Here is a 12,423-nt window from a genome sequence, read left to right as displayed (position 1 = left end):
CGGCGTGAAGGCTGTCGGCGCAGGTCAGCGCGGTGTGCCCGGATCCGCCGTCTCAGATAGTAGGAAGTCCGAGTAATTGTGGAGACAGACGCGTGCTCCTCGCCTAGTTTTGTAGGAGCCGAACGTCTCGCTCGACCAAGCGAATGACGGCAGTGAGCCGGAGCCCCTGGCAGGCAACCCCTGCGGCACCGCTCCCCGTCTCTTCCGGCGTCTCGAATCCCCCCTCACCGCACTTCCGGCCGCCCCGCGTCCGGAGGCAAGGAGTCGAATCATCATGGCCGAGACGACCGTCCGCCGAGTCCGCCGCGTGTCCCGTACGAAGGCGTCCCGTACGAGTGAGTCCGACCGCAAGAACGCCGCCGCGGCCCTTCAGCGTGCCCTCGACCGCAGGGACAACGGCGGTTCGACGGGCCACTGAGGCCCGCCGCTCAGCACGGGAGCCGCGCCCGCACGGGGTGTGGCGCGGGCACGCGTCCGCGCCGCACCCCGGAGTGCGCGGGCCCCGCGCCGCGCTGCCGGGTGCTCACGCCCCGCGCCGCACCTCGAAGTGGTCGACGCGCCTGCCGTTCTCCGCCAGTGCCGACACCGTGAGCCGGGGTGTCGCGCCCGACTCCGCCTCCACCGAGAGGAAGGAGTAGCCGGTGTACCGCACGCGCGACCACTCCACGCTCTCGGTCCGCTGGTTCCGCGACTTCGTCCAGTGGAAGGTGTCCACGGACTCGCGGTCGGCGACCTTTCCCTCGAAGCTGTCCTCGACCCCGACGGGGAAGCTGTAGAGGCTCTTGCCCGCGCCGCCCGCCGTGACGTACACGATCCCGTCCCGCGTCGGGTCCGTGGAGCCGCCGATCGGCACTCGCCTGCCCACCTTGCCGCCCTTGACGGCGTCGGTCCTTTCGTACACGTGGTTGTGCCCGTTGATCACCAGGTCCACCTGGTGCTTGGTGAACAGCGGCAGCCAGGCGTCGCGCACGCCCCCGTCGGAGGCGTGGGAGGACGTCGAGTACGTGCAGTGGTGGAAGAAGACCACGATGAAGTCGACGCTCCCGCGCAGTTCCCCGAGCCGCTTGTCGAGCCAGGCCGTCTGCCTGCCGCCGCTGTAGCCCTGGTTGACGGGGATCTCGTACGAGACGTCGTTCGCGTCCAGCGCGACGACACCGACGTTGCCGTACGTGAAGGAGTAGACGCCCGGCGCGTCGCGCGCGTCGAAGCCGTTGTCCGGGAGGCTCCAGCGGGCCGACTGGCCGCCGTAGCCGTTCGGTGAGTACCAGGCCTCCATGTCGTGGTTCCCGGTGGTCACCATCCAGGGCACCGACTTCGCCACCGGCTCGGTCTGCTTGAGGAACAGGTCCCAGGCGCCGGGGTCGTAGGAGTCCGACTTCTCGCCGTGGCCGGTGACGTCCGCGTAGCAGATGTCACCGGCGTGCAGGTGGAACGCCGGGCGGCGGCCGAGGATCAGCTTGTCGTTGGCGAGCGCGTCGGGCGTGACGCCCTGGTCGCCGAAGGCGGTGAACACGAACTTCGCCGGAGCGGTGGCGGGCGCCGTGCGAAAGGAGCCCAGCTGGGAACGGCGGCCCGGGGCCGCGGGGTCGAACCCCTCGTGGCCGACGCCGTAGTAGTACTTCGTGCCCGGACGCAGACCGTCGAGCGCCGCGTGCAGGTAGTACTGGTCCAGCGCGAGCCGCACCCCGGTCAGCCCCGGCGTGTGCAGGTCGCGGAGCTCGGCGTCGATCTTCCGGCTCAGGTCCCAGGGCGCCAGGCCCACCCGGATGTACGGCTTCCTGACCGCGAGCGGCACCTGCCAGGAGATCCGCATCTGGGTCCTGGGATCAGCGCCGAAGGCGAGATGGCGGCCGAAGGGTGTGATGGCGGAGCCGTGCACCAGGCCGGTCGCGCCGGGCAGGGGACTCGTGGCGTCGGCCGTGCCGCCGGACGCGCAGCCGGCCAGCAGCCCGCCGCCCGCCAGCGCGCCCGCGGTCACCAGCGCGCGCCGCCGCGTGAGCTTCGTCCGCAGGTACTCGTGCTGCTCCGCCATGCTCATCCTGCGGGCGAGCCGGGGCGGGATGCCGAAGTCGGGGAGGTCCGGGCTCGGGTTCATGCGGGGGTCCATGCCGGTGAACTTCCCAGCGTGTGCCAACAGCCGCCGGTCATACGGGTGAACGGGGGTCGACGGGTCGGTACGCCACGGCGCCGGCCGTCCGGATGGTGGACACCGCGTGTCATCCCATGGGACGAGGAGTACGGTGCTGGCATGTCTCGCAGCATCAATCTCGCAGTGATTCCCGGTGACGGCATCGGCCAGGAGGTCGTGGCCCAGGGGCTCAAGGTCCTCTCCGCCGTCCTTCCGCAGGATGTGAAGCTGGAGACGAAGGAGTTCGACTTCGGCGCCAAGCGTTACCACGCGACCGGTGAGACCCTCACCGACGCCGACGCCGAGGCCCTCAAGAAGCACGACGCGATCCTGCTCGGCGCGATCGGCGACCCGTCGGTCCCCTCCGGGGTCCTGGAGCGCGGTTTCCTGCTGAAGCTCCGTTTCCTCTTCGACCACCACGTGAACCTGCGTCCGTCGAAGCTCCTTCCGGGTGTGGCCACCCCGCTCGCCGGACAGCCGGAGATCGACTTCGTCGTGGTCCGCGAGGGCACCGAGGGCCCGTACACGGGCAACGGCGGCACCATCCGCAAGGGCACCCCGCACGAGGTCGCCACCGAGGTCTCCGTGAACACGGCCTTCGGGGTCGAGCGTGTCGTCCGCGACGCCTTCGCCCGCGCCCAGGCCCGCCCGCGCAAGAAGCTCACGCTGGTCCACAAGAACAACGTGCTGACCTTCGCGGGTCACCTGTGGACGAACGTCTTCAACAAGGTGGCCGAGGAGTTCCCCGAGGTCACCACCGACTACATCCACGTGGACGCCGCGACGATCTACCTCGTCACGGACCCCGCCCGCTTCGACGTGATCGTCACCGACAACCTCTTCGGCGACATCATCACCGACCTCGCCGCGGCCGTCTCCGGCGGCATCGGCGTCGCCGCCTCCGGCAACATCAACCCGAGCGGCGAGTTCCCCTCGATGTTCGAGCCCGTGCACGGCTCGGCGCCCGACATCGCGGGCCAGGGCAAGGCCGACCCCAGCGCCACGGTCCTCTCCGTCGCCCTCCTGCTGCGCCACCTCGGCCACGAGTCCGAGGCCGCCCGCATCGAGGCCGCCGTCGCCGCCGACCTGGCCGAGCGCGTGGGCGGACCCGCCCGCTCCACCGAGGAAATCGGCGACGCGCTCGCCGTACGAGTAGCCGGCTGACCCCGCCACGCCACTGACGCTTCGCAGTAGCCGCCGGGTCGCATCCGCACCCGGCGGCTTTCCCTATGCCCTCGCCGGGTGCCACCATCTACCCCTGGGCAATCCCCTGGGCCGCATTCACACCGTTTCGTCCACGACTCCGCTCTTGCGATACTCGAACACGGAGCCGCGGAATGAGGGAATGCTCGGACGTCCTAGCACTGGCCACTGGCAGTACTGGCGTGAGCGCGGCCCGCCACACACATCATCCGGTGAAGGACAACCACTCATGACGACGCCCACGATCGAGCTCAAGCCCTCCTCGCAGCCCCGCTCCGCCGCGGAGCGCGAGGCGATCCTCGCCAGCCCCGGGTTCGGCCGCTACTTCACCGACCACATGGTGACCATCAAGTGGACCGAGGGCCGCGGCTGGCACGACGGCCAGCTCGTCCCCTACGGCCCGCTCTCGCTCGACCCGGCGAACATGACCCTGCACTACGCGCAGGAGATCTTCGAGGGACTCAAGGCGTACCGGCAGTCCGACGGCTCCGTCGCCACCTTCCGCCCCGACATGAACGCCAAGCGCTTCCAGGCCTCGGCCCGCCGGCTGGGCATGCCCGAGCTGCCGGTCGAGACGTTCATCGAGGCCTGCGACCTCCTCGTGCAGCAGGACAGCGCGTGGGTGCCGGCGCATGGCGGGGAGGAGTCCCTCTACCTGCGCCCGTTCATGATCGCGACCGAGGTCGGCCTGGGCGTGAAGCCCGCCAACGAGTACCTCTTCCTGGTCATCGCGTCGCCGGCGGGCGCGTACTTCCCGGGCGGGGTGAAGCCCGTCTCCATCTGGCTCTCCGAGGACCGTGTCCGCGCCGTCCCCGGCGGCATGGGCGACGCCAAGACCGGCGGCAACTACGCCGCCTCCCTGCTCGCCCAGGCGGAGGCCGCGGCCAAGGGCTGCGCGCAGGTCGCCTACCTCGACGCCGTCGAGCACAAGTGGGTCGAGGAACTCGGCGGCATGAACCTGTACTTCGTGTACGGCGACCGGATCGTCACCCCCGAGCTGACCGGCTCCCTGCTCGCCGGTGTCACCCGCGACTCGCTCCTCACCGTCGCCCGCGACCTGGGCTACGAGTCCGAGGAGGCCCGCGTCTCCATCGAGCAGTGGCAGCGCGACTCCGAGAACGGCACGCTCACCGAGGTCTTCGCCTGCGGCACCGCCGCCGTCATCACCCCCGTCGGCACGGTCAAGCGCACCGGCGCCGAGTGGCAGCAGTCGGGCGGCGAGCCCGGCCCGGTCACGCTGCGGCTGCGTGAGGCGCTCCTCGACATCCAGCGCGGCACCAGCGAGGACCGGCACGGCTGGATGCACAAGCTGGGCTGACGCCGACCTGACGGGGCCCGCGCCGGGTGGACCGGTGCGGGCCCCGCCGTGCGTCACGCCACCGGGGAACGGTGCTCCACCTCGGGGCCGATGCCGGAGCCGGCAGGCGGCTCGGCCGGGCGCGCGTACGTCAGACCGGCGTACACGACGCCGCCCACCAGCCCCGACAGCAGGAAACTGCAGTCCACCCCGCCCGTCAGCGACAGCAGCGGCCCCTCGTACGACGGAAGCGACACCGCCAGCAGCCCGGTGGACGCGCCGAGCGCCCACGCCACCACGGCCGGGATGTTCCAGCCGCCCCGGAACCAGTAGACGCCGCCCCGCGAACGGCGGTTGAAGACCTGGAGGGCGTCCGGGTCGTAGACGCCGCGGCAGCGCGCGAAGCCGATGAGGGTGATGACGGCCCACGGGGTACCGATGGCGGTCAGGAGGAGGACGAAGGAGGTCATCGCGTCCTGCGCGCTGGAGGCGTAGTGCCCGACGAAAACGCAGGCCGTGGCGACGACGGCGACCGCGAGCGTGGCGTGGGTGCGCGAGGCGCGCGGCATGATCGCGTCGAGGTCCAGGCCCATCGAGTAGAGCATCAGGCCGGCGTTGCCGACCGAGCCCGCGGAGGCGGCGAGCAGCAGCGGGACCAGGTACCAGGTGGGGGAGGCGGAGACGAGCGGTCCCGCGTAGTCGAGGGCGGCGCGCGCCGCGTACGCCGTGAAGGTGCCGAAGAGCTGGGGGACCAGCAGGCCGACGGTCAGGCCGAGCCAGGTGGCGTGCAGGACCTTGCGGGAGGAGTGCCGGGCCGGCGAGATGTAGCGGGTGTAGTCGCCGAGGAGGGTGATGAACGCGATGGGGCCGGACAGGCCCGCCGCCACCGCGGCGAGCAGCCAGGTCGGCCAGAAGGAGCCGAGCAGATAGCCGCCGGCCTCCGGCAGCGGGGCCGTGGTGAAGTGCGGGGCGTACGCGATCACGCCCACCACCAGCAGCGCCGTCATGCCGATCGCCAGCACCCGGGACATGGCGAGCAGCACGCGGTAGCCGTACACCGCGCCCGCCACGGTCGCCGCGGCGAGCAGCCCGTAGATCACGCCGTACGAGAGACCGCCGGCCGGCAGTCCGAAGAGCCGGTTCAGTACGCCCACCATCACGTCGCCGCCGATCCACACGGTCAGCGCGGTGTAGCCGAGGGCGAGCAGCAGGCCGACGACGGAGCCGACCAGCCGTCCGCGCACGCCGAACTGGGCGCCGGAGGAGGTGGAGAGGTTCGTCGCGGTGCGCAGGGACACCAGGGCGAGCGGCGCGGTGATCGCGGTGCCGAGCAGCGTGCCCGCCACGATCGAGCCGACGGAGGCCCACCAGCCGAGCCCGAAGGACGCGGGCAGCCAGCCGAAGATGATCACGCCGAGGCAGAGGTTGGAGCCGAGCAGGATCGAGACGAGGTCGCGAGGGCCGCTGGTGCGCTCCTCGTCCGGGATGGTGTCGACTCCGCGCTGTTCTACCGGCATGGCTGGGTCTCCTTCGACGGCCGCCTGAAGTTTGAGTGGCGTTCAATGTGACGTGATCCAAGCTCACACGTCAATGTTTCCGTTCCGTGAAGCGCATGGTTAGAGTGATGTTCTAAATCACGGAAGGTCAAGGAGGTGTCGCTTCGTGAGACTGACCCCCACGGAACGCGACCGGCTGCTGCTCTTCGGGGCCGCCGAGCTGGCCCGTGCCCGCCGGGCCAGGGGCCTGCGGCTGAACGTGCCGGAGGCGACCGCGCTCATCGCCGACACCGTGTGCGAGGCGGCCCGCGACGGGCGGCGGCTCGCGGAGGCGGTCGAGGCGGCCCGGTCTGTGCTCGGCCCCGACGACGTGCTGCCGGGCGTCGCCGACATCGTCACCGAGGTGCATGTCGAGGCGGTCTTCGAGGACGGTTCGCGGCTCGCCGTCGTCAGTGACCCCATCGGCGGCGGCCTCGGGGACCGGGCGCCGGGCGCGCTGCTGCCGGGCCCCTCGCACGCCGAACCGGCCGCCGCGGTGCGGCTGTTCGTCACGAACACCGCGACCGTGCCCGTCTCCGTCACCTCGCACTTCCACTTCTTCGAGGCCAACCCCCGGCTCGACTTCCCGCGCGCGGACGCCTACGGGATGCGGCTCGCCGTGCCCGCGGGTTCCTCGGTGCGCTTCGGGCCCGGCGACAGCGCCGAGGTCGGGCTGCTGCCCATCGGCGGCGAGCGGATCGCGATCGGTTTCGCCGGTCTGGTCGACGGCCCGCTGGACGCGCCGGGAGCGAAGGAAGAGGCCCTGCGCAGGGCCGCCGCCTGCGGATACCTGGGAGCCACGGCTCCGGGTGGCGCGTCCGAGGGAGCGACCCGATGAATCCGTACGAGTACGCCGCCACCCACGGCCCGCGCGCGGGCGACCGGATCCACCTCGGTGACTCGGGACTCACGATCCGCGTCGAGTCCGACTCCCAGAGGTACGGCGACGAGTTCCTCGCCGGCTTCGGCAAGACCGCCCGCGACGGACTGCACCTCAAGGCCGCCGCCGTCCGCGAGACCTGCGACGTCGTGATCAGCAACGTCGTGGTGATCGACGCGGCCCTGGGGATCCGGAAGGTCTCCATCGGCATCCGCGAGGGACGGATCCACTCCGTCGGACGGGCCGGGAACCCCGACACCCTCGACGGCGTCGACGTCGTGGTCGGCACCGGCACCTCGATCGTCTCCGGCGAGGGACTCATCGCCACCGCGGGCGCCGTCGACACCCACGTCCACCTGCTGTCGCCGCGCATCATGGAGGCCTCGCTCGCCTCCGGGGTGACGACCGTCATCGGCCAGGAGTTCGGCCCGGTGTGGGGCGTCGGCGTCAACTCGCCCTGGGCGCTGCGCCACGCGTTCAACGCCTTCGACGCCTGGCCGGTCAACATCGGCTTCCTGGGCCGGGGTTCGTCCTCGTCCGACGCCCCCCTGGTCGAGGCGCTCGCGGAGGGCGGCGCGAGCGGCTTCAAGGTCCACGAGGACATGGGCGCCCACACCCGCGCGCTGGACACCGCACTGCGTGTCGCCGAGGAGCACGACGTCCAAGTCGCGCTGCACAGCGACGGGTTGAACGAATGCCTGTCGGTCGAGGACACCCTGCGGGTGCTCGAAGGGCGCACCATCCACGCTTTCCACATCGAGGGGTGCGGCGGCGGGCACGTGCCGAACGTGCTGAAGATGGCCGGAGTGCCGAACGTCATCGGCTCCTCCACCAACCCCACCCTGCCCTTCGGCAGGGACGCGGTCGCCGAGCACTACGGGATGATCGTCTCCGTCCACGACCTCAAGACCGACCTGCCCGGCGACGCCGCCATGGCCCGCGACCGGATCCGCGCGGGCACGATGGGCGCGGAGGACGTGCTGCACGACCTCGGCGCCATCGGCATCACCTCCTCGGACGCGCAGGGCATGGGCCGGGCGGGCGAGACGGTACGCCGGACGTTCGCGATGGCCGGGAAGATGAAGGCCGAGTTCGGCGCGCTCGACGGTTCACCGGAGGCGGACCACGACAACGAACGCGTGCTGCGCTACATCGCCAAGCTGACCATCAACCCCGCCATCGCCCACGGACTCTCGCACGAGGTCGGCTCCATCGAGGCCGGCAAACTCGCCGACATCGTGCTGTGGCGGCCCGAGTACTTCGGCGCCAAACCGCAGCTGGTCCTGAAGTCCGGCTTCCCGGCCTACGGCGTCGTCGGCGACCCGAACGCGGCGACCGACACCTGCGAACCCCTCGTCCTGGGACCGCAGTTCGGGGCGCACGGATCGACGCCCGCCGACATCTCGGTGGCCTTCGTCGCGCAGGCGGCCCTCGACCAGGGCAACGACCTGATGCCCACCCGGCGCCGACGGGTCGCCGTCCGCGGCACGCGCGGTATCGGCCCGGCCGACCTGCGCCTCAACTCCCGTACCGGCGCGGTCGACGTCGACCAGCGCACCGGACTCGTCACCCTCGACGGCGAGCCGATCCGCTCCGAGCCCGCCGACTCGGTCTCCCTCAACCGTCTGTACTTCCTGTGAGGCCCGCCATGAACACCCCTGCCGCCGACGGCTTCCGGATGCCCGCCGAGTGGACCCCGCACGAGCGCACCTGGATGGCGTGGCCGGGCCCCAACCCGACCTTCGACGACCCGGACGACCTCGCCGCGTCCCGGGCGGCGTGGGCTGCGGTGGCCCGCGCGGTCCGCCGCTTCGAACCGGTGACCGTGGTGTGCGGCCCGGGGCAGTCGGCGGCGGCCCGGGAGCTCCTCGGCCAGGACGTCGACACCGTCGAACGCGAACTCGACGACGCCTGGATGCGGGACATCGGCCCCACCTTCCTCACCAGTGGCAAGGGTGAACTCGCCGCCGTGGACTGGACGTTCAACGGCTGGGGCGCCCAGTCCTGGGCCCGCTGGGAGCACGACGCGAAGATCGCCGGCCAGGTCGCGGACCTCGCGGGGGCACGGACGTACGCCTCGAAGCTCGTCAACGAGGGCGGCGCGATCCATGTCGACGGCGAGGGCACCGTCCTGCTCACCGAGACCGTGCAGCTCGGCCCCGAACGCAACCCGGACCGGACACGCGAGCAGGTCGAGGCGGAGATCCACGCCCACCTCGGCACCCGCCGGGCGATCTGGCTGCCGCGCGGGCTGACCGGCGACTATCCCCCGTACGGTTTCGGCACGCTCGGCCACGTCGACATCGTCGCCGCGTTCGCGCGCCCCGGAGTCGTCGTCGCGCACTCCCAGCCGGACCCGGCGCACCCCGACCACGCCGTCAGCGAGGAGATCATCGGCCTGCTCAGGGCCGCGACCGACGCCCGGGGCCGACGGCTCGAGGTCGTCGAGGTGCCCGCCCCGACCGTCCTGGAGGCCGACGGACACTGGGCCGACTACTCCTACATCAACCACTACCTCTGCAACGATGGCGTGGTCCTGTGCGGCTTCGACGACCCGCGTGACGAGATCGCGGCCGGGATCTTCCGCAGGCTGTTCCCCGAGCGGACCGTCACGCTGGTGGACGCACGTACGATCTTCGCGGGCGGCGGAGGCATCCACTGCATCACGCAGCAGCAGCCGAAGATCCAGAACCGCCTGAAGATCTGAAACCGGCCGAAGACCCAGAACCGGAGGAGGCGAGGATGACCGGTGCGCGGAGGAACGCGCCACCGCGTGAGGAGGTCCTCGCCACCGCCATGGGCATGATCGCCGAACGCGGCCTGGAGAAGCTCACCATGGCGGCGCTCGGCCGCGAGGTCGGCATGAGCAGCGGCCATCTCCTCTACTACTTCGGCTCCAAGGACGAACTGCTGCTGCGGACCCTGGAGTGGAGCGAGGGCAGGCTTGGCGTCGAACGCGGCCGGCTGCTGACCCGCCCCGCGACGGTCCGCGAGCGCGTCGACGCCTACGTCGACCTGTACGTCCCCGACGGCCACCGCGACCCGCACTGGACCCTCTGGCTGGAGGTCTGGAACCACTCGCAGAACGCCGACGAGAACGCCCGCGAACGGCAGGCCGCCATCGAGGGCGCCTGGCACCGCGACCTGGTGGCACTGCTCGCCGAGGGCGTCTCGCACGGCGAGTTCCGCTCCGTCGACCCGGACCGCTTCGCCGCCCGGCTGCGGGCGCTCCTCGACGGGTTCTCCATCCACGTGGCGATCGGGCTGCGCGGCACGGACCGGGGACAGATCCTCCGTCACGTGCGGGAGTTCCTGGACGAGGGTCTCCTCCCGGACGCCTGATCGGCGGTCCGGATCCGGTCCGGTCCGGTCCGGACGGAGTCGTGATCACGGGCCGGTGATCAACGGCGTGTTCGCATCCTGAGACGGACGGTGAGCACGGGGATGAACTGTGCGAAGCTGCCCTCGTGCTCTCGTTCGCCACGATTATTGGCAGCAGGCGCGCCGGTCCGCAGTGACCGCCACGTACCACCACGTACGGGCGGGCACCGTCGTCTTCGACCCGCGCGCAGACCTCTCGCACCCGCGAGGGGTTTTTCGTTTTCCTGGCCCACCTCAAGCCGGGAAAGGAGCGCGAGGGATCATTGGAGGACGGTGGAGCCGGTCATTCCGGTACAGACCGAGATCCAAACCTCAGGAGCCAGAGACCATGACGGACACCAGCGAACTCGACGATTCCTTCCACGTCTTCGACACGACGCTGCGCGACGGCGCACAGCGCGAGGGCATCAACCTCACCGTGGCGGACAAGCTGGCCATCGCACGGCACCTGGACGACTTCGGGGTGGGCTTCATCGAGGGCGGCTGGCCCGGCGCCAACCCGCGTGACACCGAGTTCTTCGCCCGCGCCCAGCAGGAGATCGACTTCAAGCACGCCCAGCTGGTCGCCTTCGGCGCGACCCGCCGCGCCAACGCCAAGGCCTCCGAGGACCCGCAGGTCAAGGCCCTGCTCGACTCCGGCGCCCAGGTGATCACGCTGGTCGCCAAGTCCCACGACCGGCACGTCGAGCTCGCGCTGCGCACCACCCTCGACGAGAACCTGGAGATGGTCCGCGACACGGTCGCCCACCTGCGCTCCCAGGGCCGCCGGGTCTTCGTCGACTGCGAGCACTTCTTCGACGGCTACCGCGCGAACCCCGAGTACGCCAAGGCCGTCGTCCGCGCCGCCTCGGAGGCGGGCGCCGACGTGGTGATCCTCTGCGACACCAACGGCGGCATGCTTCCCGCCCAGGTCCAGGCCGTCGTCGCCACCGTCCTCGCCGACACCGGCGCCCGGCTCGGCATGCACGCCCAGGACGACACCGGCTGCGCGGTCGCCAACACGCTCGCCGCCGTCGACGCGGGCGCCACCCACGTCCAGTGCACCGCGAACGGCTACGGCGAGCGGGTCGGCAACTCCAACCTCTTCCCCGTCGTGGCGGCCCTTGAGCTCAAGTACGGCAAGAAGGTGCTCCCCGACGGCGCCCTGCGCGAGATGACGAGGATCTCGCACGCGATCGCCGAGGTCGTCAACCTGACCCCCTCCACGCACCAGCCCTACGTCGGTGTCTCCGCCTTCGCCCACAAGGCGGGCCTGCACGCCTCCGCGATCAAGGTCGACCCGGACCTGTACCAGCACATCGACCCCGAGCTGGTCGGCAACACCATGCGGATGCTGGTCTCCGACATGGCGGGCCGCGCCTCCATCGAGCTCAAGGGCAAGGAGCTCGGGGTCGACATCAGCGGCGACCGCGAGCTGGTCGGCAGGGTCGTCGCCCGCGTCAAGGAGCGCGAGCTCCAGGGCTACACGTACGAGGCCGCCGACGCCTCCTTCGAGCTGTTGCTCCGCGAAGAGGCCGAGGGCCGCGCCCGCAAGTACTTCCGGGTCGAGTCCTGGCGCGCCATCGTCGAGGACCGGCCCGACGGCAGCCACGCCAACGAGGCCACCGTCAAGCTCTTCGCCAAGGGTGAGCGCATCGTCGCCACCGCCGAGGGCAACGGGCCGGTCAACGCCCTCGACCGCGCCCTGCGTGTGGCCCTCGAAACGCTCTATCCCCAGCTCGCGAAGCTGGAACTCGTCGACTACAAGGTCCGCATCCTCGAAGGCAAGCACGGCACCCAGTCCACCACCCGCGTCCTCATCTCCACCTCCGACGGCGCGGGTGAATGGTCGACGGTCGGCGTCGCCGAGAACGTGATCGCCGCGTCTTGGCAGGCGCTGGAGGACGCGTACACCTACGGCCTGCTGAGGGCGGGGGTCGAACCGGCGGAGTAACCGCCGGGGCCTTGTTTCGCCCCCTCCGCCCCTGCCCATTCCCGACCCTCGGGGGCTCCGCCCCCG

Annotated in this window: 10 protein-coding genes; 8 read left to right on the top strand and 2 right to left on the bottom strand. The window is 71.1% G+C overall.

Translation table 11 applies throughout. The features are described 5' to 3' along the window. The first annotated feature begins 274 nt into the window (after nucleotides 1-274). Nucleotides 275-418, top strand: a complete 144-nt coding sequence (locus ACIP79_RS25665) for a hypothetical protein (protein WP_401226932.1) — start codon at nucleotides 275-277, stop codon at nucleotides 416-418. A 105-nt stretch (nucleotides 419-523) separates the two neighbouring features. Here ACIP79_RS25665 and ACIP79_RS25660 read toward each other — a convergent pair whose 3' ends face one another. Beyond that, a complete protein-coding gene (locus ACIP79_RS25660) occupies nucleotides 524-2,095 on the bottom strand; it encodes a purple acid phosphatase family protein (protein ID WP_401226931.1) in 1,572 nt (523 codons plus the stop codon). A gap of 153 nt (nucleotides 2,096-2,248) precedes the next feature. Between ACIP79_RS25660 and ACIP79_RS25655 the strand changes: the two genes are divergently transcribed. Together ACIP79_RS25655 and ACIP79_RS25650 are read left to right on the top strand one after the other, a co-directional pair. Continuing rightward, nucleotides 2,249-3,292: a 3-isopropylmalate dehydrogenase gene (locus tag ACIP79_RS25655; protein WP_383686745.1), complete on the top strand. Its 1,044-nt coding sequence runs from the start codon at nucleotides 2,249-2,251 to the stop codon at nucleotides 3,290-3,292. 268 nt (nucleotides 3,293-3,560) lie between these two features. Further along, the gene (locus ACIP79_RS25650) at nucleotides 3,561-4,649 is read left to right on the top strand and encodes a branched-chain amino acid aminotransferase (RefSeq protein ID WP_383686748.1); all 1,089 of its coding nucleotides are present in this window, start codon (nucleotides 3,561-3,563) and stop codon (nucleotides 4,647-4,649) included. Between the two features lie 53 nt (nucleotides 4,650-4,702). Here ACIP79_RS25650 and ACIP79_RS25645 read toward each other — a convergent pair whose 3' ends face one another. Beyond that, nucleotides 4,703-6,145, bottom strand: coding sequence for a cytosine permease (locus ACIP79_RS25645; protein WP_401226929.1), 1,443 nt, complete (start codon nucleotides 6,143-6,145; stop codon nucleotides 4,703-4,705). A 145-nt stretch (nucleotides 6,146-6,290) separates the two neighbouring features. Between ACIP79_RS25645 and ureA the strand changes: the two genes are divergently transcribed. The 5 genes from ureA (at nucleotide 6,291) to cimA (ending at nucleotide 12,357) form a co-directional block, all read left to right on the top strand. Next, nucleotides 6,291-7,001 (top strand): urease subunit gamma, encoded by a 711-nt coding sequence (gene ureA, locus ACIP79_RS25640; RefSeq protein WP_401226928.1) that lies wholly within the window; start codon nucleotides 6,291-6,293, stop codon nucleotides 6,999-7,001. Beyond that, a complete protein-coding gene (locus ACIP79_RS25635; protein ID WP_401226926.1) occupies nucleotides 6,998-8,683 on the top strand; it encodes an urease subunit alpha in 1,686 nt (561 codons plus the stop codon). The genes ureA and ACIP79_RS25635 overlap by 4 nt, the downstream gene beginning before the upstream one ends. 8 nt (nucleotides 8,684-8,691) lie before the next feature. After that, on the top strand, nucleotides 8,692-9,750 hold the full coding sequence (locus tag ACIP79_RS25630) for an agmatine/peptidylarginine deiminase (protein ID WP_401226924.1): 1,059 nt from the start codon (nucleotides 8,692-8,694) through the stop codon (nucleotides 9,748-9,750). Between the two features lie 35 nt (nucleotides 9,751-9,785). Beyond that, nucleotides 9,786-10,385, top strand: coding sequence for a TetR/AcrR family transcriptional regulator (locus ACIP79_RS25625; protein ID WP_401226923.1), 600 nt, complete (start codon nucleotides 9,786-9,788; stop codon nucleotides 10,383-10,385). A 367-nt stretch (nucleotides 10,386-10,752) separates the two neighbouring features. Beyond that, complete coding sequence (gene cimA / locus ACIP79_RS25620) at nucleotides 10,753-12,357, top strand: citramalate synthase (protein ID WP_401226921.1); 1,605 nt, start codon at nucleotides 10,753-10,755, stop codon at nucleotides 12,355-12,357. Nucleotides 12,358-12,423: the final 66 nt, after the last annotated feature.

Origin of the sequence: Streptomyces sp. NPDC088747, assembly GCF_044751025.1 — a bacterium.
GTDB lineage: Bacteria > Actinomycetota > Actinomycetes > Streptomycetales > Streptomycetaceae > Streptomyces.
Note: the sequence above shows the minus strand (reverse complement) of the source record. Positions and strands in the feature narration are given on the sequence as shown.